General features: G+C 44.2%; 30 protein-coding genes. All 30 read left to right on the plus strand.

All coding sequences use genetic code 11. The features are described 5' to 3' along the window. Positions 1-9 precede the first annotated feature (9 nt). Positions 10-1,077, plus strand: a complete 1,068-nt coding sequence (gene prfA, locus ACHOLT_RS04100) for a peptide chain release factor 1 (protein ID WP_425805962.1) — start codon at positions 10-12, stop codon at positions 1,075-1,077. Then, on the plus strand, positions 1,077-1,916 hold the full coding sequence (gene prmC, locus ACHOLT_RS04105) for a peptide chain release factor N(5)-glutamine methyltransferase (RefSeq protein ID WP_425805964.1): 840 nt from the start codon (positions 1,077-1,079) through the stop codon (positions 1,914-1,916). The genes prfA and prmC overlap by 1 nt, the downstream gene beginning before the upstream one ends. 15 nt (positions 1,917-1,931) lie before the next feature. Next, positions 1,932-2,978, plus strand: a complete 1,047-nt coding sequence (locus ACHOLT_RS04110; protein WP_425805965.1) for an L-threonylcarbamoyladenylate synthase — start codon at positions 1,932-1,934, stop codon at positions 2,976-2,978. A gap of 81 nt (positions 2,979-3,059) precedes the next feature. Continuing rightward, positions 3,060-3,644: a manganese efflux pump MntP family protein gene (locus ACHOLT_RS04115; protein WP_425805966.1), complete on the plus strand. Its 585-nt coding sequence runs from the start codon at positions 3,060-3,062 to the stop codon at positions 3,642-3,644. Positions 3,645-3,673: 29 nt separating this feature from the next. Continuing rightward, positions 3,674-4,114, plus strand: coding sequence for a low molecular weight protein arginine phosphatase (locus tag ACHOLT_RS04120; protein WP_425805967.1), 441 nt, complete (start codon positions 3,674-3,676; stop codon positions 4,112-4,114). Positions 4,115-4,250: 136 nt separating this feature from the next. Beyond that, positions 4,251-4,700 carry a ribose 5-phosphate isomerase B gene (gene rpiB / locus ACHOLT_RS04125; protein ID WP_425805968.1) on the plus strand — a complete coding sequence of 150 codons (450 nt, stop codon included), beginning with the start codon at positions 4,251-4,253 and terminating at the stop codon, positions 4,698-4,700. A gap of 74 nt (positions 4,701-4,774) precedes the next feature. Then, positions 4,775-5,305, plus strand: a complete 531-nt coding sequence (locus ACHOLT_RS04130) for a TIGR01440 family protein (protein ID WP_425807870.1) — start codon at positions 4,775-4,777, stop codon at positions 5,303-5,305. Positions 5,306-5,456: 151 nt separating this feature from the next. Continuing rightward, on the plus strand, positions 5,457-6,710 hold the full coding sequence (glyA, locus tag ACHOLT_RS04135) for a serine hydroxymethyltransferase (RefSeq protein WP_425805969.1): 1,254 nt from the start codon (positions 5,457-5,459) through the stop codon (positions 6,708-6,710). A 21-nt stretch (positions 6,711-6,731) separates the two neighbouring features. Continuing rightward, on the plus strand, positions 6,732-7,361 hold the full coding sequence (gene upp, locus ACHOLT_RS04140) for a uracil phosphoribosyltransferase (protein ID WP_425805971.1): 630 nt from the start codon (positions 6,732-6,734) through the stop codon (positions 7,359-7,361). Beyond that, a complete protein-coding gene (locus tag ACHOLT_RS04145; RefSeq protein WP_425807872.1) occupies positions 7,361-7,837 on the plus strand; it encodes a deoxycytidylate deaminase in 477 nt (158 codons plus the stop codon). Before upp ends, ACHOLT_RS04145 begins: the two co-directional genes overlap by 1 nt. A 55-nt stretch (positions 7,838-7,892) precedes the next feature. Beyond that, the gene (wecB, locus tag ACHOLT_RS04150; RefSeq protein ID WP_425807873.1) at positions 7,893-9,005 is read left to right on the plus strand and encodes a non-hydrolyzing UDP-N-acetylglucosamine 2-epimerase; all 1,113 of its coding nucleotides are present in this window, start codon (positions 7,893-7,895) and stop codon (positions 9,003-9,005) included. A 343-nt stretch (positions 9,006-9,348) separates the two neighbouring features. Next, entirely contained in the window at positions 9,349-9,579 is a 231-nt protein-coding gene (locus ACHOLT_RS04155; RefSeq protein WP_425807875.1) for an AtpZ/AtpI family protein, read from the plus strand. Next, a complete protein-coding gene (locus ACHOLT_RS04160; RefSeq protein ID WP_425805973.1) occupies positions 9,566-9,928 on the plus strand; it encodes a hypothetical protein in 363 nt (120 codons plus the stop codon). The genes ACHOLT_RS04155 and ACHOLT_RS04160 overlap by 14 nt, the downstream gene beginning before the upstream one ends. A 4-nt stretch (positions 9,929-9,932) precedes the next feature. Further along, positions 9,933-10,673 (plus strand): F0F1 ATP synthase subunit A, encoded by a 741-nt coding sequence (gene atpB / locus ACHOLT_RS04165; RefSeq protein WP_425807877.1) that lies wholly within the window; start codon positions 9,933-9,935, stop codon positions 10,671-10,673. Between the two features lie 100 nt (positions 10,674-10,773). Beyond that, positions 10,774-11,004, plus strand: coding sequence for a F0F1 ATP synthase subunit C (gene atpE / locus ACHOLT_RS04170; protein WP_425805975.1), 231 nt, complete (start codon positions 10,774-10,776; stop codon positions 11,002-11,004). A gap of 120 nt (positions 11,005-11,124) precedes the next feature. Further along, positions 11,125-11,619: a F0F1 ATP synthase subunit B gene (gene atpF, locus ACHOLT_RS04175; protein ID WP_425805976.1), complete on the plus strand. Its 495-nt coding sequence runs from the start codon at positions 11,125-11,127 to the stop codon at positions 11,617-11,619. Further along, positions 11,613-12,143, plus strand: a complete 531-nt coding sequence (locus ACHOLT_RS04180; RefSeq protein ID WP_425805978.1) for a F0F1 ATP synthase subunit delta — start codon at positions 11,613-11,615, stop codon at positions 12,141-12,143. The genes atpF and ACHOLT_RS04180 overlap by 7 nt, the downstream gene beginning before the upstream one ends. Before the next feature lie 50 nt (positions 12,144-12,193). Beyond that, complete coding sequence (gene atpA / locus ACHOLT_RS04185) at positions 12,194-13,702, plus strand: F0F1 ATP synthase subunit alpha (RefSeq protein WP_425805979.1); 1,509 nt, start codon at positions 12,194-12,196, stop codon at positions 13,700-13,702. A gap of 23 nt (positions 13,703-13,725) precedes the next feature. Next, entirely contained in the window at positions 13,726-14,571 is an 846-nt protein-coding gene (gene atpG, locus ACHOLT_RS04190) for an ATP synthase F1 subunit gamma (RefSeq protein ID WP_425805980.1), read from the plus strand. A 36-nt stretch (positions 14,572-14,607) separates the two neighbouring features. Further along, positions 14,608-16,005, plus strand: a complete 1,398-nt coding sequence (atpD, locus tag ACHOLT_RS04195) for a F0F1 ATP synthase subunit beta (protein WP_425805981.1) — start codon at positions 14,608-14,610, stop codon at positions 16,003-16,005. 2 nt (positions 16,006-16,007) lie between these two features. Further along, positions 16,008-16,418, plus strand: coding sequence for a F0F1 ATP synthase subunit epsilon (locus ACHOLT_RS04200; protein WP_425805982.1), 411 nt, complete (start codon positions 16,008-16,010; stop codon positions 16,416-16,418). A 188-nt stretch (positions 16,419-16,606) separates the two neighbouring features. Beyond that, complete coding sequence (locus ACHOLT_RS04205) at positions 16,607-17,281, plus strand: hypothetical protein (RefSeq protein WP_425805983.1); 675 nt, start codon at positions 16,607-16,609, stop codon at positions 17,279-17,281. A gap of 101 nt (positions 17,282-17,382) precedes the next feature. Next, a complete protein-coding gene (gene murA / locus ACHOLT_RS04210; protein ID WP_425805984.1) occupies positions 17,383-18,633 on the plus strand; it encodes a UDP-N-acetylglucosamine 1-carboxyvinyltransferase in 1,251 nt (416 codons plus the stop codon). A 148-nt stretch (positions 18,634-18,781) separates the two neighbouring features. Then, the gene (spoIID, locus tag ACHOLT_RS04215) at positions 18,782-19,735 is read left to right on the plus strand and encodes a stage II sporulation protein D (RefSeq protein WP_425805985.1); all 954 of its coding nucleotides are present in this window, start codon (positions 18,782-18,784) and stop codon (positions 19,733-19,735) included. Between the two features lie 140 nt (positions 19,736-19,875). Next, positions 19,876-20,526, plus strand: a complete 651-nt coding sequence (locus ACHOLT_RS04220; protein WP_425805987.1) for a peptidoglycan DD-metalloendopeptidase family protein — start codon at positions 19,876-19,878, stop codon at positions 20,524-20,526. Positions 20,527-20,639: 113 nt separating this feature from the next. Next, a complete protein-coding gene (gene spoIIID, locus ACHOLT_RS04225) occupies positions 20,640-20,888 on the plus strand; it encodes a sporulation transcriptional regulator SpoIIID (protein WP_006716818.1) in 249 nt (82 codons plus the stop codon). A gap of 174 nt (positions 20,889-21,062) precedes the next feature. Continuing rightward, on the plus strand, positions 21,063-22,049 hold the full coding sequence (locus ACHOLT_RS04230; protein WP_425805989.1) for a rod shape-determining protein: 987 nt from the start codon (positions 21,063-21,065) through the stop codon (positions 22,047-22,049). 144 nt (positions 22,050-22,193) lie between these two features. Further along, positions 22,194-22,937 (plus strand): WecB/TagA/CpsF family glycosyltransferase, encoded by a 744-nt coding sequence (locus tag ACHOLT_RS04235; protein WP_425805990.1) that lies wholly within the window; start codon positions 22,194-22,196, stop codon positions 22,935-22,937. 81 nt (positions 22,938-23,018) lie between these two features. After that, positions 23,019-23,723: an RNA polymerase sigma-I factor gene (gene sigI / locus ACHOLT_RS04240; protein ID WP_425805992.1), complete on the plus strand. Its 705-nt coding sequence runs from the start codon at positions 23,019-23,021 to the stop codon at positions 23,721-23,723. A gap of 4 nt (positions 23,724-23,727) precedes the next feature. Next, the gene (locus ACHOLT_RS04245; RefSeq protein WP_425805994.1) at positions 23,728-24,810 is read left to right on the plus strand and encodes an anti-sigma factor domain-containing protein; all 1,083 of its coding nucleotides are present in this window, start codon (positions 23,728-23,730) and stop codon (positions 24,808-24,810) included. The last annotated feature ends 8 nt before the right edge of the window (positions 24,811-24,818 follow it).

Below are 24,818 nucleotides of genomic sequence, written 5' to 3' on the forward strand. Positions count from 1 at the left end.
GGTGTTGAGATGATTGATAAATTAACGGAAATTGAACGTCGCTATGACGAATTAACCCAACTTTTGAGCGATCCGGATGTGATTGCGAATCAGGACAGTTGGCAAAAGTATGCGAAGGCTCAAGCGGGGATGACTGAAATTGTTGAGGCTTTTCGTGAATACAAAAGTGTTTTAAAGAGTCTCGAGGACACAGAAAGCCTTCTTAGTGAAAAGCTGGATCCAGAGCTGAAGGAAATGGCTGAACTCGAACGAGAGGAGCTTATTTCCAAACGGGGGGAGCTTGAAGCTCGGATGAAGATTCTTCTCCTGCCTAAGGATCCCAATGATGAGAAAAATGTCATCATGGAGATTCGAGCCGGTGCGGGTGGAGAAGAAGCAGCTCTCTTTGCGGGCGATTTGTATAAGATGTATACCAAGTATGCAGAACGCCAAGGCTGGCGGACTGAACTTATGAGTGCGAGCTACACGGACATCGGCGGCTTCAAGGAAATTGTCTTCCTTGTTGAAGGACAAGGTGCATACAGCAAGCTGAAGTTTGAGAGCGGGGTTCATCGCGTCCAACGGATTCCGGCCACTGAATCCGGGGGCAGAATCCATACCTCTACGACAACCGTTGCTGTATTGCCTGAAGCTGAGGAAGTAGAAATTGAGATCAACCAAAACGATTTGCGGATTGACCTTTTTTGTGCCAGCGGGCCGGGAGGACAGTGTGTCAATACAACTCAATCTGCGGTAAGGATAACGCATTTACCGACAGGAACTGTAGTATCCTGTCAAGATGAAAAATCTCAGTTAAAAAATAAAGAAAAAGCCTTACGCGTTTTGCGAGCGCGTCTTTTAGAAAAAGCTCAGGAAGAGGCGCACGGGGAAATGGCCTCGGCTCGGAAAAGTCAAGTAGGGACTGGGGATCGAAGTGAACGCATTCGGACGTATAATTTTCCTCAAGGACGGGTCACAGATCACCGAATTGGTCTGACTTTGCATCGCATTGACAGTATCTTGCTTGGAGATTTGGATGAGATCATAGAAGCACTGATTACCACAGATCAGGCGGAGCGCTTGAAGACGGAGGCCTAATGAAAATTCTTGAAGCTCTGAAATGGGGAGAGCTGGAATTAATTAAAGCGGAAATTGAAAATCCGCGTTGGGATTCAGATTTGTTATTAGGGCATGTTTTGGGGCGGCGGCGGGAAGAACTCTATCTCGATCGGGATGGAGTGCTTTCTGCTACCGCTTGGAAAGCATATCAAGATTTAGTTGCACGGCGTACTGATCGAGAACCGCTTCAATATATTCTAAATAATCAAGAGTTCATGGGTCTAGGCTTTTATGTTGATAATCGTGTTTTGATTCCAAGAGCGGACAGTGAAATAATTATTGAAAAGCTGCTTGAACTTAAAGAAAGATCTCCCCGACCTGAAGTCAAAATTGCAGATTTGTGTACCGGCAGCGGGGCATTGGCGGTGGCTATCGCCCATTACCGGCCTGATGCTTACGTTGTTGGGACGGATTTATCTTCGGCCGCGCTTGAGGTTGCCAGGTATAATGCCCTGCTGAATCATGTTCAGGTGGATTGGCGGCAAGGGGACTTTTTTGAACCTATTTGCGGGGAAGAGTGGGATTGGCTGGTAACGAATCCTCCTTATATTCCTGAAGAAGAATATCGAAAACTTGCACCAGAAATTTTCGAAGAACCTCAAATGGCTCTGGTGGGTGCAGAAAATGGCCTGATTTTTTATCGCCGCCTGGCTGAGGAGGCTGCTTCTTTGCTTAAACGTGACGGAAAAATCCTCATGGAGATAGGTTGGAATCAAGGACAGCAGGTTGAGGAGCTCTTTAAGAAAAGTTTTAAAACGCGTATTTTTAAGGATTACGGAGGTCGTGATCGGGTCGTTTATGCGGAGTTGAGTTCATAACGAGGTGAAATAGATATGGAGACAAAACGTATATATATCGATAGCCAAACACCGGAGCCAGAGTATATTGAAGAGGCTGCCAAGCTGATTCAAAAAGGACAGTTAGTTGCTTTTCCGACTGAAACAGTCTACGGGTTAGGGGCTAATGCCTTAGATGCTCATGCCTGCGCGGAGATTTTTAAGGTAAAGGGACGTCCTCAGGATAATCCGCTGATTGTTCATGTTTCCAATTTTGATATGGTCAAATCCGTGGCTGAAGATTGGAATGAACAAGCTAAGCGCTGTGCAGAAGCGTTCTGGCCGGGTCCTTTAACTTTAGTTTTACCAAAGACTGCTTTTATACCTGATACCGTTTCCGCTGGACTCGGATCGATAGGTATTCGCATGCCTAGCCACCCGGTTGCTTTAAGCTTAATTGAAAAAGCGGGCGTTCCTATTGCAGCCCCGAGTGCTAATCTTTCGGGCAAACCAAGTCCAACCAATGGGATCCATGTATGGAAGGATTTACAAGGACGAATTCCGCTTGTTTTAGATGGCGGAGCTTGCAATGTTGGGGTTGAATCAACGGTCCTTGATTTAACAGGGAAGGCGCCGATGATTTTACGCCCGGGCGGCATTACCAAAGAAAGACTTGAAGAGGTCCTTGGTGAAGTTAAAGTCGATCATCCTTCTGAGAATCAGGCTCCTAAAGCGCCTGGAATGAAGTATAGACATTATGCGCCAACGGGAGAACTCTATCTTTTGATTGGTGAACGGGAAAAGATATTATCCAGGATGACTGAAGCGATTCAAAAAGCGCATTCAAGACTGAGAAAAGTCGGAATCCTATGTACCTTAGAAAGTGCTTCGGAATTGCACAGTCAGCTTCCCGATCTGCTTTTTGTACTCGGTTCAGAAAAACGTCCGGAAGAGGTTGCCGCGAGTCTATATGAGGGACTTAGACTTTGCGATGAACAAGGTATTGATGTTATTTTGGCTGAGGGAGTTTCGAAAAACGGTTTGGGTTTTGCCATTATGAATCGTTTAGAAAAAGCTTCCGGTCAGAAGATCTTGTATCTGTAAAGTACACTCGGCTGTTTAAAAGCATTTCGCTTTGCCCCCAAGCATAAAATACAGAAGTGGTTTTGTGTGGGGGTGAAGGTCTTGAATTTGGCTTGGGTCTTGGCGCTTTCGATCGCTCTGGGTGCAGATGCATTTTCTTTAGCCTTAGCTATCGGCCTTACGGGAATTGACAAACGAATGATGCTGCGGCTTTCTATCATCGTCGCGATTTTCCATGTGTTTATGCCGTTAACGGGAATATTGCTTGGTCAGGCTTTAGGAAAGGTTATCGGCCAATTAGCCAAAGGGGTTGGAGCTCTTGTCTTGTTCTGGCTCGGGGGGCGAATGCTCTTTAATGCTTGGCGGCCTGCACCGCAAAGTTATCCTCTTTCGCGAGCACGTGAAGTTTTGAAACGGACCCAGCTTCCCTCTGGCGTGTCCTTAAAGGGCATGGGAGTTTATGCTTTAGCAGCAAGTGTGAGTTTAGATGCATTGAGCGTGGGCTTTTCCTTGGGAGTAGTTGAGAGCTCAACCGGCTTTACTGTTTTAGTCATGGGATTGGTTGCCGGAGTAATGATGGGCAGCGGTCTTTTACTGGGCAGGTTCGTTGGGGCTTGGATCGGACAACGGGCAGAAGCTGTTGGAGGCGTAATCCTTGTTGTTATTGGCATAAGAATGCTGCTGTAGGTTCATTAAGGTAGGGGGAATAATACACTATGAAATTGCTCTTTATCTGTACAGGAAATACTTGCCGCAGCCCGATGGCGGAGGCTCTGGCAAAAGTGATTCTGGGGCCTGAGTTTGATGTTGGTTCAGCCGGAATGAGTGCCTGGGAAGGAGCGCCAGCAAGTGATTACGCTATAAAGGTTATGGAGGATCGAGGAATTGATCTTGCTTCGCATTGTGCCAGGCAGGTTACAGAGGAGCTTCTGCGTGAGGCAGACTGGGTTATTCCCATGACAGAGGGACATGAAATCCGGCTATGTGCTCAATATCCGGAATACGTTAAAAAGATTCGCCGTCTGGGGAACTGGGGATTATCGGGTCAGGATATTTTAGATCCATATGGCGGCTCTCTTCAGATTTATCAATCTTCTGCCGATGAAATAGAGAAAATGATTTATGACCTCAAGAACAAATTGGATAATTTGGCATAAAGAGGATTAAAATAACGGATAGAGCTTGGCAGCGGCCAGGCTTTCTGCTTGGATTCTGAAGTTTCTAGTGAATTTGGCAGGGATTGTCCGCTACAGTGTAGAATTTGCAATAGATAGCCTTATGGAGGTGGATTTAGTGAAAATAGCATTAGGTGCGGATCATGGGGGATATGAACTTAAAAATGAGATACGTGCTCATTTAAAAGAACAGGGAATAGAATTTATTGACTTTGGGACGAACTCAAAAGAATCTGTGGATTACCCTAATTTTGGTTTTAAAGTGGGTAATGCAGTCATCAAAGGTGAAGCAGATCTAGGAATAGTTGTTTGCGGAACAGGTTTAGGAATTTCCATGGCAGCAAATAAAATGCATGGTATTCGTGCTGCCTTATGTTCAGAGACGTATTCGGCCCGTATGTCACGAGAACACAATAATGCGAATGTGCTTGCTTTAGGCGGGCGGGTGACAGGAGTAGGACTGGCACTGGATATTGTAGATATCTTTATTAAAACGCCCTTTGCTGGAGGCCGTCACGCTCGAAGAGTGGATTTGCTGACTTCGATCGAAAATGGGGAAGAGCTTTAAGGAGGCGCACTCACGTGCCAGAGGAAGACTTAAAAGGAAATAGATCAAGTGAGTTTGAGGAGAAGTTAAATAAAATTGGCGATATCTGGTATAAAGTTTTAGATGAATTTTTTGCACAGGCAAATTTACGCCCAGGTCAAATCCTGGTTTTAGGCTGCAGTACAAGTGAAGTTTTAGGAAAGCATATTGGAAAGGGAAGCAGCACGGAGGTTGCAGAAATTCTCCTGCCCCCTTTATTGAAATGTGTACGGGAACGCGGCCTTTACCTTGCTGTTCAGGGATGTGAACATATCAACCGGGCTTTAGTGGTTGAGGAGGAATGTGTAGAACGTTATGGGTTGGAACCTGTTACTGTTCTGCCTGGACTAAAAGCCGGCGGTGCGATGTCAGTAAAAGCTTATCAAAGCTTTTCATCTCCTGTCATGGTTGAGAGCATTAAAGGGCATGCAGGAATCGATATCGGGGATACATTTATCGGAATGCATTTGCGTCCTGTAGCTGTTCCGATCCGGCTTAATGTCAAGGAAATCGGCGAAGCTCATTTGACAATGGCCCGGACGCGCCCCCGTCTTATTGGCGGACCGCGTGCGATTTATCCTGAATAAAGTGATATGGGTGAAAAATTAATAAAAATAGAATTTTGCCCTTGAAAAGATTAATATTTTGAGGTAGTTTATGTCCAATAGAATCTAGAATTCTGAAATAATGGTAACGATTCTATTTTACTGAAAAATGGGATTAAAGGAGCAGGAGTGTATGGATTATATTAAAAAATGGGTTCTTCCGCAAGACCCCGAAGTTGCCAAAGCAATTGCCCTGGAAGAAGGACGTCAGCGTAATAAGATTGAACTTATTGCTTCTGAAAACTTTGTAAGCCGTGCAGTAATGGCGGCTCAAGGTTCAGTGCTTACCAATAAATATGCAGAAGGATACCCGGGTAAACGTTATTATGGAGGCTGCGAATACGTTGATATCGTTGAAGACCTTGCTCGGGAACGGATCAAAAAACTTTTCGGAGCCGAACACGCAAATGTGCAGCCTCATTCAGGAGCGCAAGCCAATACGGCAGTTTATTTCGCGGTTCTTAAGCCGGGAGATACGGTTCTCGGAATGAATCTTTCCCATGGCGGACACTTAACTCATGGGAGCCCAGTAAACCTTTCGGGAGCATATTTTAACTTTGTCGCCTATGGGGTTGATCCCGATACAGAGATGATTGATTATGAAAAGGTTCGTGCTTTAGCGCTTGAAAATAAACCCAAGTTAATTGTCGCCGGAGCAAGCGCTTATCCACGCATCATTGATTTCAAAAAACTTCGTGAAATCGCTGACGAAGCAGGGTCGCTTCTAATGGTAGATATGGCGCATATCGCTGGGCTTATTGCTGCAGGAATTCATCCAAGCCCAGTTCCTTATGCTCATTTTGTAACGACTACGACACATAAAACCCTGCGCGGGCCAAGGGGAGGCCTAATTCTCTGCAAAAAAGAATATGCCCAGGCAATTGATAAAGCGATATTCCCTGGAATTCAAGGAGGACCTCTCATGCACGTCATTGCAGCGAAGGCCGTTGCTTTTGGAGAGGCGCTTCAGCCGGAATTTAAGGAATATCAAAAACGGATTGTAGAGAATGCTAAGGTTTTAGCCTCAAGTTTAGCTGAAAAAGGATTCCGTTTAGTCTCGGGTGGAACGGATAATCACCTTATGCTCATTGATGTCCGGACAAAAGGATTAACAGGAAAAGAAGCGGAGCATATCCTTGATGAAGTAGGAATTACAGTCAACAAAAATACAATTCCTTATGATCCGGCAAGTCCGTTTATAACGAGCGGTATTCGAATCGGAACGCCGGCAGTGACCAGCCGGGGAATGAATGCTCAAGCGATGCGGCAAATTGCAGAGGCCATTGATCTTGCTTTAACGAAGCAGGACGAAACGAATTTTGCTAAAGCAAAAGAGATTGTCGCAAATCTTTGCCAAGAGTTTCCGCTCTATCCGAATTTAGATTAGGAACTAGGAGATGACATTTTTATGGCACAAGTACATGTTCTTGACCATCCTTTAATTCAGCATAAGCTTTCTTTGATCCGTGATGAGAAAACCGGGTCGAAGGATTTCCGCGAACTTGTTGAAGAAGTAGCTATGCTGATGGCTTACGAGGTTACCCGTGATTTTCCGCTTCAAGAGGTTGAAGTAAAGACCCCTGTTGCTTCAACGAAGACAAAAATGATTGCAGGGCGTAAAGTCGGATTAGTTCCGATTTTGCGTGCTGGTTTGGGTATGGTTGACGGAATGCTTAAGCTTATTCCAACCGCAAAAGTAGGTCATATTGGATTATATCGCGATCCGGAGACACTTAAGCCTGTTGAATACTACTGTAAACTGCCGACCGATATTGAAGAAAGAGATTTAATTGTTATCGATCCCATGCTGGCTACAGGCGGTTCGGCATCAGCTGCGATCACCTTTTTAAAAGAACGCGGAGTTCGTAATATTAAATTGATGTGCCTCATTGCAGCTCCGGAGGGAATTCAGGCTGTAACATCCGCGCATGAAGATGTCGATATTTTTGTAGCAGCTGTGGACGAGAAATTGAATGATCACGGCTATATTGTACCAGGATTGGGAGATGCTGGGGATCGACTGTTTGGAACGAAGTGATGAACGTGTTAAAAAGCCGGCCATGTTGGGATCAGTACTTTATGAAAATGGCACAGGTTGTTTCTGAACGCTCGACTTGTTTACGACGCCAGGTTGGAGCAGTTATTGTTAAGGACAAGCAAATCTTGAGTACAGGCTATAATGGCAGTCCGACAGGACTAAAACATTGCGCTGAAGCAGGCTGCTTGCGTCAACAGCTTAAGATTCCATCCGGAGAGCGCACAGAGATTTGCCGTGCAGTTCATGCCGAACAAAATGCGCTTGTTCAGGCAGCGAAGCACGGCGTAGAAATTGCAGAGGCTGATATCTATACAACCTTTGAACCGTGCGTGCTCTGCACGAAGATGATTATCAATGCGGGAATCAAACGGGTGATTTATGCCAATCCCTATCCGGATGCTTTGGCTCACCAACTTGCTCAAGAAGCGGGTCTTGATATGGTCCATTTTGCATCACAAGAAGAGAACGAACAGTAGCCGAATCTAAAATATTTAAAGGAGCGTACGAGTTTTGAAAGAACAACAAAAGGTCATGGTCGTTTTTGGAACACGTCCTGAAGCAATCAAAATGGCCCCAGTCGTTAAAGCTCTTCACGCAAAATCTATTCCGTGTCAAGTTGCAGTGACTGCCCAACACCGGGAAATGCTTGACCAGGTTTTGGAATTATTTAAGATTAAGCCAGACTATGATTTGAATCTGATGAAAGCAGGTCAGACGCTGGCTGATATCACAACCCGGGCACTTAATGGACTCGTTGAAGTTTTTGCGAAAGCAAAACCCGACTTGGTTTTAGTTCATGGCGATACAACCACAACTTTTGTTGCCGCGCTTGCTGCTTTTTATTCCCATATTTCAGTTGGACACGTGGAAGCGGGCTTGCGAACAGGAAATAAATATTCCCCTTTCCCGGAAGAGATGAACCGTAAGCTCACAGGTGCGATAACAGATTTACATTTTGCACCAACGGATACAGCAAAACAAAATCTTCTCCGTGAGGGTGTCCCTGAAGAAAAAATTTTTGTTACAGGGAATACAGTCATTGATGCCTTGCTCAATACGGTTCGGGATGATTATCAATTCAGGGATCCGGAACTGGCTGCAATTCTTGAACGGGAAAAGGGTAAACGCATGATTTTGGTAACGACTCACCGGCGTGAGAATTTAGGTGAGCCGATGAGGCAAATTTATCGAGCCCTTGCGCATATCCTTGAAGAAAAACCCGATACGTATATCGTTTTCCCTGTCCATAAGAATCCTTCTGTACGCAAGGTTGTCAGCGAGGTCTTAGGGCAGCATTATCGAGTTTACCTAATTGAACCGATGGATTATGAACCGTTTGTCAATTTAATGGCTAAATCACACATCATATTAACCGACTCCGGGGGGATCCAGGAGGAGGCTCCTTCTTTAGGAAAGCCTGTGCTTGTAGTCCGCGATACAACTGAACGCCCTGAGGCAGTAACTGCGGGAACGGTTGCTCTCGTAGGGACATCCTACGAGCGAGTGGTTGAAGAGCTAAACCAGCTCTTGGATAACGAGGAAGTTTATCAGGGGATGGCCCAGGCTATCAATCCTTACGGAGATGGTAAAGCCTCACAACGGATTGCTGAGATTTTAAATCACTTTAGTAATTTTGCGCAGTGAATTGCATACAAGGGTGAAAAAGATTTCACAGAAAGATTATTTTTGAATGAATACAAAAAGTCTGAGCATTATAGAAATAGAATAACTATCGGTTTTTCTTGTTATAAGTTAAAGATCGTTAGATTGGCACATGATTTGCATGCTTATTAAGTAAAAATATACAGGCGATGAAAAAGATAATACTAGAATTGTTCCAAAATGGTGCATAGTGTTCATAATTTGCGAAATCTTAAAAAAAACATAAAAATAGTAAAAATTTTAACCGATAAGAAGGAATTTGTGCGATTTTGGCGAAATAAATATAACTGTTTGAATATTGTCAAATAGCATTAAGGTTGGTTTAATGGATAATAACCGTTTAACCGTAGTTAAGGCGATGGCGATTGGAACTAGTATCGCAGGCACATTAGCGAGTTTAGTCGGCGGTGGCTATTTGCTGGGCAAATATTTAGATAACCGCTGGGGAACAGAACCGTGGCTTCAAATTATTTTCATTTTACTGGGTCTAATCCTTGGAGGAAGTTATCTTGTACTTACTTTAAGAAAGCTAGGGGTAACGGATGACAAGAAATAAAACCGTTTTTTTACTTCTAGGGACTTCAGTTTTATTTTTTGCGGTGGTTTTAACTCGCAATAATTCTCTTATAGGAGCTGTATTGGGATATTGGATTGGATTTTTATATACTCAATGGCTTCATAGAGATGCTCAAAGCAGTATCAAGCTGGATACATCTGAGGCTGTGCGACGATTACGCCGAAGCTTCGTAAAGCGTCTGGGTTTTGTGACGCTGACGGTTGTCATTGTCGGCCGCTTTTTTAAGGGTTGGTTATTCAGTTTAGCCTTAGGTATTGCGCTAGGACTTTTGGTATCACTTATTTTGGGGGTTATCGAATTTATAAAGAAAGAAAGGGGTGAGTTATGAAAATATGCATGAAGAAACCGTGTTGTGGCATTTAGGAAATATGACCTTTCATGGGAAAACGCTGATGATGACCTGGATGGTTATGGCTATCATCTTGATTTTTGTCCTTTTGGGTGTACGCAGCTTGACAAGCGGTAAACCCGGAAAAATGCAGAATTTTCTTGAGTGGGCCATCGATTTTGTTCGGAAGCTCGTTTCGGACAATATGAGTCTAGAAAAAGGACGCTCATTAATAGGCTATTTAGTGACGCTGATTCTGTTTATTTTTGTTTCCAATATGTTTGGTCTTCTTCCTAACTTTACGTTTAATCTCCTTCATAATGTGGAGTTTGCTCAATTGGATAAAATTTTTGAAGGCTCCTCTTGGATGTCACCAACTGCAGATATCAATACCACTGCGGCGTTGGCTATACTTACAATGATTATCGTAGTGAGTATGGGGATTAAAAATCAAGGCAGTCATTATTTCAAACATTTTTTAGAACCTAATCCGTTGTTTTTATTGATCCATGTCATCGATCTTTTATCCAAGCCGATGACCCTGGCCTTCCGTCTTTTTGGAAACATCTATGCGGGCGAAGTACTTATTAAAGTTATTATGATGCTTCCAGGAATTTGGGTATTGCCGGGAATTCTTCCGGATTCCATCTGGTTAGCGTTCAGCGTATTTATCGGTGCAATCCAATCTTATGTCTTTACGGTACTGACCACGGCTTATGTCGCCCAAGCAGTCGCGGAAGAATAACTCAAAATTTTTTTATTATGTTAATTTTCAGTGGAGCATGTGCACTACTGAGGAATTATAAGCAAAATAATTTAGGGGAACAAAGAAAGGAGGAAACTCTGTGGATGTATCTGCTGCAGCTGCACTTGGTGCAGGAATAGCTGCTGGTTTAGCAGCCCTCGGAGCTTCACTTGGTAATGGAAGCCTTATTACAAAAACGCTGGAAGGCATTGCTCGCCAGCCTGAGGCTAAAAGTTCATTACAATCAACCATGTTTATCGGGGTTGGTCTTGTCGAGGCTTTACCACTGTTAACTTGGGTACTCGCACTACTTCTCATGTTCACAAAGTAAGTCTGGAATTTAATTGGGCTTGAGTCTTAAGTCCCAGCCCGTCAGGAACAAGGGGGAACGGATCGTTCCCCCTTGAAAAAATCATCCGCAGATGGACCGACTTGAGAGAGGGGGTAAACTGTGAATCCCATACAATTTGATTGGACGCTCGTCGCCCAGGTTTTATCTTTTTTAGTGCTCTTTTATATTCTAAGACGCTTCGCTTGGAATCCGCTTATGAATATGATGGAAGAGCGTCGTAACTTTATTGAATCTAATATTGCACAAGCTGAACAAGAACGTCAGCAGGCTGAACAAATAAAGCGCGAATATCAGGAAGAAATGCGTAAGGCACGCCAAGAAGCTCAGGAGGTTATTGCGAAGGCAACGAAATTGAGCGAAGAACGCTCTGCTGAGATTCTGGCCGGAGCTCATGAAGAAGCTGAGAAGATTAAAAAGTCAGCCCTGGCTGATATAGAGCGCGAACGTGACTTGGCAATTGCCCAGGTAAAGGCACAAGTGGCTGATTTATCAGTTTCCGTAGCTGAAAAAATCATCCGTAAAAACTTGGATGCCAAAAGTCAGGAAGATCTTATTGAGCAATTTATTCAAGAGGTAGGGGAATTGCCATGCTAAAGGGAGCTCTTGCTCGCCGGTATGCCCAGGCCTTATATGAAATCGCTTTAAAGCAGGATCTCAATCAAGTTGAACTTGAACTTAAAGAATTGACACACTTGATTGATGAGAATGCTGAGGTCGCGCATCTCCTTTACCATCCGCATATTACTTTGACTGAAAAGAAGGAGCTAATGGACAAGCTTTTCTCAGACAGCTTGAGTGATACGGTTCGCCGCTTTATTTCTCTTCTTATTGATAAAAGAAGGGAAAATTTACTTCCGGAAATCGAACGAGAGTTTAAGCTGCTTGCGGATAAAGCACGCAACATCGTTGAGGCACGGATTGCAAGTGCTACACCCTTAAGCGAAAGTCAAGAAGAACGTTTGCATAAGGAACTCGTTCGAATCACGGGTAAGAATGTACGAATGGTCAAGGAAGTCCGTCCCGAGCTTATCGGGGGTATACTAGTGAAAATTGGTGATCGGGTTTTAGATGGAACGGTGGCCTACAAGCTTTCCAAAATGCGTGTAAGTTTAGGTTAAGGCTAATAAGGCACTTTAAAGACCTCAGAAAATAGGGGTGAAAAGACAGGATGAATATACGTCCAGAAGAAATTAGTTCAATTATTAAGCAGCAAATCGAACGTTATGATAATGCGGTCGATGTCGTGGACGTGGGAACTGTTATCCAGGTCGGTGACGGGATTGCCCGCATCTACGGCTTGCAAAATTCAATGGCCGGTGAACTCTTGGAGTTTCCAAACGGAGTTTACGGAATGGCTATGAATCTTGAGGAAGACAACATCGGTTGTGTTATCTTAGGAGAATTTGTTGGTATTAAGGAAGGCGACCCAGTTAAACGCACGGGGAGAATTGTTGAGGTTCCTGTTGGGGAGGCAATGATCGGACGCGTTGTCAATGCGTTAGGTCAACCGATTGACGGAAAAGGAGAAATTAAAACCACGAAGTTCCGTGCGATCGAATCCCCTGCTCCTGGCGTCGTTGCTCGGAAATCGGTACACGAGCCTCTTCAAACGGGTCTCAAATCAATTGACGCGATCGTACCGATTGGCCGCGGACAGCGAGAATTGATTATCGGAGACCGTCAAACGGGAAAAACCGCTGTTGCAATTGATACGATTATCAACCAAAAAGGCCAAGACGTCATTTGTATTTATGTTGCTATTGGGCAAAAGGCATCCACAGTAGCAGGAGTACAGAAAACGTTGGAAGATCACGGTGCCATGGATTACACGATTATCGTTTCCGCACCTGCTTCAGAACCTGCTCCGATGCTTTATATTGCGCCTTACTCTGGCTGCGCTATTGGAGAGGAATTCATGTATAACGGCAAGCACGTTTTAATCGTCTATGACGATCTTTCGAAACAAGCTGCTGCGTATCGTGAACTTTCCCTCCTTTTGAAACGTCCGCCCGGACGCGAGGCATACCCAGGAGACGTTTTCTATCTCCATTCCCGCCTTTTGGAACGGGCTGCAAAACTATCGCCTGAACTTGGGAGCGGTTCAATGACGGCTTTGCCGATTATTGAAACCCAAGCGGGTGACGTTTCTGCATATATTCCGACAAACGTTATCTCCATTACAGATGGTCAGATCTTCCTTGAAACGGACCTTTTCTTTTCAGGTTTCCGTCCAGCAATCAATGTTGGTATTTCCGTTTCCCGTGTGGGTGGTTCGGCGCAAATCAAAGCGATGAAACAAGTTGCTGGGCAGCTCCGTCTCGACCTTGCACAGTATCGTGAACTTGCTGCTTTTGCTCAATTTGGTTCAGACCTGGATAAAATCACACAAATGCGCTTAGCTCGCGGTCAGCGGACGATGGAAATTCTGAAACAACAACAATATCACACCCTCCCAGTTGAGGAAGAAGTCGTTGTTATTTATGCGGCGGTTAAGGGATTGGTTGATGATATTGAAGTGGATCAGATTGGACGTTTTGAACAAGAGTATCTGCGGTATATGCGCTCAGTTAAAGCCGACCTCCTGGCTCGAATCCGTACTGAAAAGGCCCTTTCTGATGAGCTCAACAAGGAAGTTGAAAAATCCATTACTGAGTTCAAGCAAGGATTCCTAGCCTAATAAACAGGGAGTAGGTGAACGAGGTGGCTAGTATACGTGATATTCGTCGCCGGATCCGAAGCGTCCGTAATATGGAACAGATTACGAAGGCCATGAAAATGGTTGCCGCTGCTCGATTGCGGAAATGCCAGGAAAGGGTTACGGCTGCCCGGCCATACACCCGTCAAATGCAAGAGATTTTAGTCCGTCTCGCACAGAATCAGGCTGAGGTTACTCATCCGCTATTGGAGAAGCGCCCTGTGCATACCGTGGGCTATGTTCTAATCACTTCTGATCGGGGACTTTGTGGTGGGTATAATGCAAACCTAATCCGGTTGACAAATGATTTAATCGCTAAAGAAGAACACGAGGCGAAACTTATAGCGATTGGCCGAAAGGGACGAGATTTTTATCGGCATGGAAAAGTTGAGATGCTTTCAGAACTTATCGGCTTTGGAGATTTCCCTTCATATAGCGTCGCGAAGGAAATTGCTGAACAAGTCATTCGTTTTTACAGTGAAGGCACCTTTGACGAAGTCTATCTGATCTATAATGAATTCATCTCGGCCATCAATCAGCAACCTAAACAAATTAAGCTATTACCGGTCGAACAACCCGAAGGAGAGACCGGCAAAGAGTATATTTTTGAACCTTCGCCTGAAGAGATTCTGAACACTTTACTCCCGAAGTATGTTGAAACTCAAATTTACAGAACCTTACTTGAGGGTAAAGCGAGTGAAATGGGAGCTAAAATGACGGCGATGGGTGCAGCGACAGATAATGCGAAAGACATGATTGATCGTTTGACATTGCAGATGAACCGTGCACGTCAAGCGGCCATTACGAAGGAAATTTCCGAAATTGTCGGGGGAGCGGCTGCCCTCGAATAAACTGCCGGAAATACTCAAAAAGGAGGTTTCTCGCCTGTGAATATCGGCAAGATTGTGCAAGTCATGGGACCGGTAGTTGACATTGAGTTTGCTCCTGACCAACTGCCGGAAATCTATAATGCAATTCAAATTAAAATTCCTGAGAAGAAGATTAATCTTACCTTAGAGGTTGCCCAGCACTTAGGAAACGATACAGTCCGCTGCGTTTCGATGTCCTCCACGGATGGCTTACAACGCGGCATGGAAGCAACGGATACAGGTGCGCCAATCACCGTCCCCGTCGGTCCGGAGACCTTAGGACGGATGTTCAATGTATTAGGCAAACCTGTTGATAATGGAGAGGAAGTCGTCGCAGAGACGAATTATCCGATCCACCGGCCTGCTCCTGCCTTTGTGGATCAAGACCCATCAACTCAAATGCTGGAGACGGGGATTAAAGTTATCGACCTGCTCGCTCCCTATTCCCGCGGAGGTAAAGTCGGACTCTTCGGCGGTGCCGGTGTAGGTAAAACCGTTCTTATCCAGGAGCTTATCAACAATATTGCACAGGAGCATGGCGGACTATCCGTTTTTGCTGGTGTCGGTGAGCGTACCCGTGAAGGAAACGACCTGTGGAATGAAATGAAAGAGTCCGGGGTTATCAGCAAGATGGCCATGGTTTTCGGACAGATGAACGAGCCCCCGGGTGCCCGTCTTCGTGTGGGTCTGACCGGACTGACGATGGCAGAGTATTTCCGGGATGTTCAGCACCAAGACGTTCTTCTTTTCATTGATAACATTTTCCGTTTCACTCAAGCAGGATCCGAAGTGTCCGCTCTTTTAGGCCGGATGCCTTCTGCTGTTGGTTACCAGCCAACGCTCGCTACCGAAATGGGTGCTTTGCAAGAACGGATTACATCAACACGGAACGGATCTGTCACTTCTGTTCAGGCGATTTATGTTCCGGCTGACGATTTGACAGACCCAGCTCCGGCTACAGCATTTGCTCACTTGGATGCAACGACAGTTCTAAACCGGGCAATTTCAGAGAAGGGTATTTATCCGGCTGTTGACCCCTTGGATTCTACCTCTCGGATTCTTTCTCCTCAAATACTTGGTGAAGAGCACTATAACGTTGCACGAAGTGTTCAGCAAATTCTCCAAAAAAATAAGGAATTGCAAGATATTATTGCAATCTTGGGTATGGATGAGCTTTCTGAAGAGGAAAAACTCATCGTCAGCCGTGCACGGCGGATTGAGCGTTTTCTGTCTCAACCGTTCCATGTGGCTGAAATCTTCACAGGATCGCCGGGTAAATACGTACCCATTAAAGAAACGATCCGCGGTTTCAAAGAGATTGTTGAAGGAAAGCATGATGATCTTCCTGAAGCTGCGTTCCATATGGTTGGAACGATTGATGAAGCCATCGAAAAAGCCAAAGCATTGGGGGCATAAACATGGCTGGTGTGTTCACGTTCCATGTGGTTTCCCCGGAAGGCAATGTGCTTAAAGAAGATATTGAATTTGTTATATTGCCGGGGGTAAACGGGGAGCTTGGAATTTTGCCCAACCATGCTCCGCTCATTGCAGCACTGGATGCGGGCGTGATTCATTATACTATCAATGGTACGAAAACAAAGTTAGCCATCTCGGGAGGATTTGCAGAAGTCTCTGATAATAAGGCGACAGTTCTTGCAGATACGGCAGAGTTTGGTGAAGCTATTGATGTGCCAAGAGCTTTAGCAGCGAAAGAAAGAGCTGAGAAGCGCTTAGCTGAAAAGTCAGCTGATACAGATATTAGACGTGCTGAATATGCTCTTCGCCGGGCAATTGCACGGATTAATGCTGCAGATTCAAAAAGAGATTGATTTTCGAAAAGATAAAGCGCAGTAGATTAGATAATATCTATTGCGCTTTATCTTTTCGAGTAATTTTTTTTATTTGTACTCAATTATTACGTTATCTTTTTTCTCCTTTGGTAAAACTATTTTTATAAGCTAATATAGCCTATATAAAAGCATATAAAAATAGCACTTGCTATGAGAGGAGAATAAGATTGACCTTTCGTTTAAATCGTTCGATTTTAGGTATGGTCATTATCATATCTGCAATGGTATTATCATATAAAGTCGGATCGAATAACTCAATACACTTATTTACTTCAATAGAAAGTCCAATTCAAAAACAGCCCAAGCTATTGCTGAGTTCAGGTTTAACTGGAGCTTCTGAGGCAGAGCTTAGAGTAACGTTTTGGTTTGAGCAAGAAAATGAAGAGGCTTATGTAAACCTATTGAATCAACTTCCACAAAACGGTTGGGAATGGAGGACGGTAAAAAAAGAAGTAATTAATCAAACAGAACAAAATCAATCGGATAAATATCAAGCGATTACCATTCACGGGTACCGTCTAATCAATAAAAACGAAGAAGCTGAAGTTCTTTCCTGGTATCCTGCTTTTTCTCAACAGGTACAGCAGGCAGGTGGCATAGCCTATTTAGATGAGAGGGTTTCGTCCGGAATGGATGTAGAAGCTTATTTCAGCCAAAATAACATAACTCCTAAGCAGTGGATAATTTCCGGGAAAACTTCATCGCTGGCAGGATATAGTGCAGGTCCTTTCACGACTATCCAAGCGGGGCGCGATAAGGTAAATATACAACTCCTTTCACGCAGTTCAACTCGCGGTGAAAATACGGTTTTGGCAATTCCCGCATTATTGGAAGAATTTTAATATGACGAACTTTGTTCAATTTGCAGGAAAAACGGATGCAAAGGGAGAATAGTAGCAAGTCGAAGATTATGCTAAAAAACGTAAAGGGGGTGCTTTGACACTTGAGCAAACTAATTGTTACTGGCGGAACTCATCTCGAAGGATCGATTAGCGTCAGTGGAGCTAAGAACGCAGTATTGCCGATTATCGCGGCCAGCTTGCTATCACCCGAGCCTTTGCGCATTGATGATGCTCCTCAGTTATTGGATGTTGATGTCATGTGCCAAGTCATCGGTTCTTTCGGATCTCAAGTGAAGCGGGAAGGATCGCAATTATTTATAAATACACCAGAGATTACAAGTATTCAGGCACCGCATGAATTAGTCTCAAAAATGAGAGCTTCGATCGTTACGATGGGACCTATACTTGCAAGAACAGGTCATGTCCGTATTTCTCATCCGGGCGGCTGTGCAATCGGCTCACGCCCGATCAATTGGCATCTTAAGGGGCTTGAAGCATTAGGTGCAGAGGTAAAAATGGATCATGGCTTTCTTGATGTATCTGCTTCTGTTTTAAAGGGAACACGAATCTACCTGGATTTCCCAAGTGTTGGCGCAACTGAGAATATTATGATGGCTGCAGCGGGTGCAGAGGGAACAACGCTTATCGAAAATGCCGCTCAAGAGCCGGAAATTGTTGATCTCGCGAATTTTATCAATCAAATAGGAGGAAAAGTTCGCGGGGCAGGAACGAGCGTAATTCACATTGAAGGGGTTTCTTCCTTCCATAGTGCAAATCATACGGTTATTCCAGACAGAATTGAAGCGGGAAGTTATCTTTTAATGGCAGCGGCTGCCGGCGGAGATGTTTTCGTGCAAAACGTGATTGCGGATCATCTTAACCCTGTTCTTGCTAAAATGGAGGAGGCAGGGATTCATTTTCAAGAGGAAGACGACGGAATCCGTGTCTACAGTGAAGGAAGCTATAATGCAGTCGATATTAAAACTCAGGTTCATCCAGGCTTCCCCACGGATTTGCAAGCTCCGTTTTTAAGCTTGCTTTGTAAAGCAAAGGGGACGGGTATGGTCACTGAGACTGTCTTTGAAAATCGTTTTATGCATGTTGACGAATTAAAACGGATGGGGGCCGATATCAAGATAGAAGGTCGAAGTGCAATCGTCCAAGGGGTTGACGTTTTAAACGGAGCACCTGTTTGTGCAACAGATTTACGGGCGGGAGCAGCACTAATTCTTGCAGCTTTAATCGCTGAAGGAGAAACCGAAATATCGGGTGTACATCATATTGATAGAGGTTATGAAGGAATAGAACATAAACTCACTAAGATTGGAGCCAAAATTCGCCGGGTAGATTAAATATTATTGGGTTAATAGATTAGTAAATTAACTATAGTTAAGAAAAGAGGCAAAATGCCTCTTTTTTTAATGCCCTGCTGGGACATATAGCCTCTTTATAAAGCATAAAGTTAAGTAAAGCTTGTACTGCAAAGAGGTGTAAAGATCTGTGAAAAAAGAAGGGATAACCATCCTTGTGCTTTCGATAATCATTATTCTTCTCCTGCCTTGGACCGTGAATCGATGGATAAAAAAAGAAACAATGAACGGAGATTTGACAATTCGAGTAAAGATGCCGAGTGGTCAGATTGAGACACTTCCTCTCGAACAGTACTTGGTTGGGGTTGTCGCAGAAGAAATGCCCGCAGAATTTAATCAAGAAGCATTAAAGGCACAGGCAGTAGCAGCTAGGACCTACGCAGTAAAGAGGATAAGTCAAAAAGCAAATCCTGATCCAGGGTATGATGTTGATACAACGGTGCTTACCCAAGCCTGGTTATCGGACTCACAAATGAAAGCGAAATGGGGATGGTGGGGCTACTGGCGCTATCGAGGGAAAATGGCTGATGCAGTTCAAGAAACAAAAGGGCAAGCTCTCACTGCTAACGGGCAGTATATTGATGCTTTCTACCACAGCAGCAGCGGTCGTAAAACGACGGAACGAGCTGAAGATGTATGGAGCACATCGCGAACATATCTGCAAAATGTAGACTCCGAAGAAAAAAATCCTTCACGGTTTATTAAAACTTATGACTTCACTTTCAGCGTACTCTATCAGAAACTTGGAATCACAGGGTCCCCAAAAAAGCTGAGCAGTTCAGATTTTATGATTACCAGTCAAACAGGGGCCGGGCGAGCTAAAAGTGTGCGCATTCTTGGTAAAACTTATACTGCGGTTCAAGTTCGAACACTTTTAGGACTTGCCTCTACGGATATGGAATTTACGGTTAAACCAGAGGAAATCCAGATTAAAACTTATGGTTATGGCCACGCAGTCGGGATGTCGCAATATGGGGCTAATGATATGGGTAATGCGGGGAACACCTATTTAGAAATATTAAAACATTTTTATCCAGGTGCACAGCTTTATTCCTTATATCAGGGTCGTAATGTTAATTCTTAATCTTTTGGATTAAAAATAAATAAGGAATTCGAGTCACCTTTTCGTCTAAAAAAAAGCGCATCAGGCAAGGATATCTTTAGAAATACTGCTAGGATATTTTTACATGCTTAAGTTTGCGAGCTTGCGAAAGGGTGAATTCAATGAATAAGTTAAAAGGATGGCAAAGAGGCTGGGCCTATTTTATGATGCTTGCTATAATAGGTCTCGCATCTTTAACGTATGGTTTAGCAAGACTTGAACAGGTTCCGTCGGGGAGAGAAGTCGTTGGCCAGGCAATCGCTGCCAAAGATCAACAAACTGTTACAGGAGCTGTAAGTGAAACATCGGATTCGGATAAATCAATAATCCGTCAAGAAGAAACGAATAAAGCAGATGCAGACAAACAGGAACAGAAAGCTAAGCTATCGGTTAAGGATTTTCCAAGTCCAGCAACAGGTGAGCATATTCGTGAGGTAGGTAACTACTATTCGGAAAATTTGGATACGTACTTATTTCATGCGGGAACAGATTATGCTCTTCCGGAAGGAGCGGTCATTCGTGCTACTCATGAGGGAAAAGTAACTTTTGCCGGGGCTGATCCCATTTTGGGTGAGAAAGTGGAGATTGACTGCGGGGAGAATTGGCGTGTTGTTTATGGAGGCCTTGAAAATTTAAGAGTTCGTCAAGGGGATGTTATCGAACAAAATGAGGTGCTTGGCCAAATCGGATATTATCCGGGTGCAGATGGCGTAAATGACAGAACTCAGCTCCATTATGAAGTTTGGAATGGAGATAAAGCTCAAGTTCAGTAGCTCAATTCTGATATACATGATTTACCAGGAAGAAGACGTCCGTCAAGGATGTCTTTTTTCGTTTTACCTGCATATAAATGTATAAAATTTTGGGTGCAGGAGGAGGGCTCAGCGTGCAAGAATATATCCGCAAGCGGGTACTCGACATTGGAAATTACATTATGGAATCGAGCGCAACAGTCAGGCAAACCGCCGATGTATTTGGCGTATCAAAGTCCACGGTGCATAAGGATGTTACAGAAAGACTCCCTTTAATCAATGAAAAATTAGCGATGGAGGTTAAGCAAATCCTGGAAAGCAATAAGGCGGAGAGGCATATCCGAGGCGGAGAAGCAACCCGAAAGAAATATCAAGAAAATTAAAGGGCAAAGGGTTAGAATTTAGAAAAAAGGGTAATTACTTAAAGGAATTAGGAAATTTTTATCGAATAAAAAAACGTGGTATATTATGTATAATCTCCCTCTTGGGGAGATTGTACTTTTGCTTTATAGAGGAAAATAAATTTAGGTTGAAAAAGAAAGGGGTACCTCCATAAAATGTTCGGAATTGATTTAGGAATCGACTTAGGTACGGCGAGCGTATTGGTTTACCTTAAAGGGAAAGGCATTGTTCTGCATGAGCCTTCAGTAGTCGCCATCGACAAGAATACAAATAAAAGGATAGCAGTAGGGGAAGACGCCCGGATGATGTTGGGCAGAACTCCTGGAAATATTGTTGCTGTCCGCCCGATGAGAGATGGAGTTATTGCAGATTACGTAACAACCGAACTGATGTTAAAGTATTTTTTGGAAAAAGCCGGGGCTAAGAAATTTCCATTTTTTAAAACCCGAGTCGTAGTTTGTATTCCTTCAGGTGTGACAGAAGTAGAAGAACGTGCTGTAAAACAGGCTGCTTATCAAGCAGGGGCGAAACAGGTGAAAGTAGTCGAGGAGCCTTATGCGGCTGCTTTAGGGGCAGGGCTTGATATTTCCGGGCCTACAGGCAACATGGTTGTAGATATCGGCGGGGGTACTTCGGATATTGCGGTACTGTCGTTGGAAGGGATTGTAACCAAGCGCAGCCTGCGCGTGGGCGGGGATAAATTTGATGAAGCAATCATTCGGCATATTCGCCGTGAATATAATTTGATGATCGGGGAACGAACTGCTGAGGAGGTTAAGATAGCAGTAGGCGCGGCAATTCCTGAAGGACGGCCTGAATTTACAGAGATCGATGTGCGCGGCCGCGATCTTGTAACTGGACTGCCTAAGACAATCAAGGTCAATTCTAAGGAATGCTATACTGCGCTTGAGGAATCCATAGAAGCGATTGTCAGTGCTGTAAAGGAGGTTCTCGAGCGTACTCCGCCTGAACTCTCAGCAGATATATTAAATAAAGGAATCATCATGACGGGCGGGGGCTCGATGGTCTATGGTTTTGATACACGTTTGTCTCGTGAAACAGGCCTCCCCGTAAGTCTTGCAGAAGACCCAATCTCTTGCGTCGCTTTAGGTACGGGTAAGGTATTAGAACATAGTTTTTAATCGGTGAACGGACCTTTACACAAAGAAAAAATAAAAAGACCCGAGGAGAGAGGTTTATCTAAACTTGATTTAGATTGACTCAGGCCCTCGGTTCTTTTTTCACTATGTGGAGAACTGCGCGAAACAATGTGGGGAGAGGATAAAGTGAGAGTTGAAGTCCTTGGCGTTAAAATTGACAAGTCTTCGATGAGGGAATCGGTTGAATACATACAAAGGGCTATTGAGAGAAAAGAAAAGACCTGGGTAGTTACAGCAAATCCGGAACTTATTTTTGCAGCTGGAGCAGATGCCCGATTAAAACAATTAATCAATCGCGCGCAGCTGGTAACTCCAGACGGGATCGGGGTTGTATGGGCGGCCAAACGCCTCGGATATCCTGTGCCGGAACGGGTTACCGGGATAGATCTATTAGAAGCTCTGTTTCCGGCGGCAGGGGAAAACAAATGGCGTATTTTCTTCTTAGGAAGCAAGCCGGGGGTAGCTGATCTTGCCGCGAAAAAAGTGATTGAAAAACATCCGGGAATAATAGGGGAAACACAGCATGGCTATTTTGAACCTGAAGAGCAGGCGGAAATTTTGGAACGAATCCGAAAATTTCAGCCTGACCTTTTATTAGTCGGTTTAGGGGCTCCGCGCCAGGAATTCTGGATTGCGTCACATCCTGATCTAGCAACCGTAAACATTGGCGTAGGAGGAAGTTTTGATGCTTTAGCGGGTTTAAATAAGAGAGCACCGCGATGGATTCAGGGCGTTCATCTGGAATGGCTGTATCGGTTAATAAAGCAGCCTCAACGAATAAAAAGGCAAATAGTATTGCCCAAATTTGCATGGCGTGTGATTAAACAAGGAAAGAAAGAGGAACAGAAACACACGCGCCGTTCAAGATAGGGAAAAATAAAGTCAGTTATTGAGTTTAAACCGACGAAAAGACGAACTAAAGATACGTATTGTTCATTAGGAGGATGGAGAATGCCTGAATGGGAACTGAGATGGCCATGGCAGGAAATTAAAGGGGAGCCCTTGATCAGGGAGGATTTCTTAGAAGAATCCCAACCCTTTATTCGACATGTCGCCAATCAGGTTTGCCATCGTGTTTTGGATTGGGGCAGGGATGAAGAGCTATCAGAAGCTATGATCGCTTTTAATGAAGCCATTGACCATTATGAAGAAGAACGTGGAGTCCCCTTTTTAGCCTATGCCCGATTGCTGATTAAACGCCGTTTGGTCGATTACTATCGCAAACAGAAATTAAGAGAAGCTTTACCTCTTGATCAAGAGGATGTCGGCCAGGCCGCAGAAATTCATTTGGGTTTACAAGAATTTCGTGAGCGTGAGCAGAATAACGAACGGGCGCAGGAGGTTCGTGAATTTGCCCAAGCGCTTGCTCAATATGATTTAGATTTTGATGCGTTAGCAAGTGTTTCACCTAAGCATCGAGATACTCGGGAAACCTTGCTTCGTGTAGCAAGAATACTTGCTACTGATCCGGAATTATGGGGTCCGGTCGAAAAAAAGAAAAAGATACCTATGCAAGCCCTCGCTTTAAAAACTCAGGTCCATCCTAAAGTCTTGGAGCGAGGAAGAAAGTTTATTCTGGCAGTATCGGTGTTAATTGCAAATCAGCATGATTTTATTTATCTGCGTGAGTATGTACTCCCAGGTAGGAGGGGGTGAGGAAATGAAGCCAATGAAAGCTGTAGTCTTGGAGAAAAAAGGCTCGGTGCTGACAATTTTAGCGGATGACGGATCTTTTCAAAAGGTTCATTACCGGAGAAATGTTGAAGTTGGGGCTGAAATTGAATTGTCAAATGTTCGGCAGCAGCGCCAGCTGTTTTGGCGAACCGCGGTAAGTATTGCGGCGGTATTTCTTCTTACGCTGATAGGTTCAATGGGTTGGAATGCTTACCAAGCGACAACGGCGGCAGCGATGATTTCATTAGACATCAATCCCAGGCTTCAGCTGACCATTGATCAGAAAGGTCGTGTTCTTCAGACTGAATCCCTTGACTCGGATGCTGAACGCGTTTTAAAAGGACTGCCTGTGAAAGGCGAACCCTGGAAGCAAGCCCTAACGGAAATTATCGGACAATCAACTGCGCTTAATTACCTTAATTCTGATCATCTCTGGGTTTTGGTTGGATATTCACCGATTAAAGAAGGAAGTGCCCTTCCATCTGGAGTTAATTCAGATGAAATTACTCAAAAAATTGAAACGGCTGCTCAATCCCAGGGAATGAATCCTCAGGTTATTGTGTATCAACTCAGTGAAGCTGAGCAAAAAAAAGCTCAGGAAAAGGGTTTAACACTTGGGGAGTATGCATTGATGAATACCGCCCAAAATGCAGGTATTAATGCTGATGAAAATACCGTTAAAGATACAGATGAAAGAATTAAGCTTCTTGAAGAACCCCAAATTAAAAGTATGATGGATCAAGATAAACGTATTAAAGAAAATAATAATTCAAAAGCAGCTTCTGCAGGCATCAATTCAAAGGATAAAGGAACTTCCGGAGAGGGGAGTGACCAAGATACCCATACAAACGGTAACTTGAAAAATGACCTAAGAAGCCAAAGCAGCGGTCATGGAACTTCGTCTGATCTTCCGCCTGGGAAGAGTAAGTCTAAACCCGCAGATTCTTCTCAAGATAAATTACAGCAAGACCAGAAGGAGCAGGAGCCAGAAAAAGATAACGCAGTAGGAAATCGCGAAAAGCCAGGGAGTAAGGAAAACGGGGAAAACCAAAAGACAAAGTGGCAATAACAGGCTTA

The organism is Desulfitobacterium nosdiversum, from assembly GCF_049860565.1.
In the GTDB taxonomy this organism is placed as follows: domain Bacteria; phylum Bacillota; class Desulfitobacteriia; order Desulfitobacteriales; family Desulfitobacteriaceae; genus Desulfitobacterium_A; species Desulfitobacterium_A nosdiversum.

Coding starts and splice junctions, on each gene's coding strand:
- ACHOLT_RS04160 (WP_425805973.1), top strand. CDS start 9,566: ATGACAAGAAATAAAACCGTTTTTTTACTTCTAGGGACTTCAGTTTTA.
- ACHOLT_RS04110 (WP_425805965.1), top strand. CDS start 1,932: ATGGAGACAAAACGTATATATATCGATAGCCAAACACCGGAGCCAGAG.
- ACHOLT_RS04145 (WP_425807872.1), top strand. CDS start 7,361: ATGAACGTGTTAAAAAGCCGGCCATGTTGGGATCAGTACTTTATGAAA.
- prmC (WP_425805964.1), top strand. CDS start 1,077: ATGAAAATTCTTGAAGCTCTGAAATGGGGAGAGCTGGAATTAATTAAA.
- ACHOLT_RS04220 (WP_425805987.1), top strand. CDS start 19,876: ATGAATAAGTTAAAAGGATGGCAAAGAGGCTGGGCCTATTTTATGATG.
- ACHOLT_RS04180 (WP_425805978.1), top strand. CDS start 11,613: ATGCTAAAGGGAGCTCTTGCTCGCCGGTATGCCCAGGCCTTATATGAA.
- prfA (WP_425805962.1), top strand. CDS start 10: ATGATTGATAAATTAACGGAAATTGAACGTCGCTATGACGAATTAACC.
- ACHOLT_RS04200 (WP_425805982.1), top strand. CDS start 16,008: ATGGCTGGTGTGTTCACGTTCCATGTGGTTTCCCCGGAAGGCAATGTG.
- sigI (WP_425805992.1), top strand. CDS start 23,019: ATGCCTGAATGGGAACTGAGATGGCCATGGCAGGAAATTAAAGGGGAG.
- ACHOLT_RS04120 (WP_425805967.1), top strand. CDS start 3,674: ATGAAATTGCTCTTTATCTGTACAGGAAATACTTGCCGCAGCCCGATG.
- upp (WP_425805971.1), top strand. CDS start 6,732: ATGGCACAAGTACATGTTCTTGACCATCCTTTAATTCAGCATAAGCTT.
- ACHOLT_RS04245 (WP_425805994.1), top strand. CDS start 23,728: ATGAAGCCAATGAAAGCTGTAGTCTTGGAGAAAAAAGGCTCGGTGCTG.
- ACHOLT_RS04230 (WP_425805989.1), top strand. CDS start 21,063: ATGTTCGGAATTGATTTAGGAATCGACTTAGGTACGGCGAGCGTATTG.
- glyA (WP_425805969.1), top strand. CDS start 5,457: ATGGATTATATTAAAAAATGGGTTCTTCCGCAAGACCCCGAAGTTGCC.
- atpB (WP_425807877.1), top strand. CDS start 9,933: ATGCATGAAGAAACCGTGTTGTGGCATTTAGGAAATATGACCTTTCAT.
- ACHOLT_RS04155 (WP_425807875.1), top strand. CDS start 9,349: ATGGATAATAACCGTTTAACCGTAGTTAAGGCGATGGCGATTGGAACT.
- atpA (WP_425805979.1), top strand. CDS start 12,194: ATGAATATACGTCCAGAAGAAATTAGTTCAATTATTAAGCAGCAAATC.
- wecB (WP_425807873.1), top strand. CDS start 7,893: ATGGTCGTTTTTGGAACACGTCCTGAAGCAATCAAAATGGCCCCAGTC.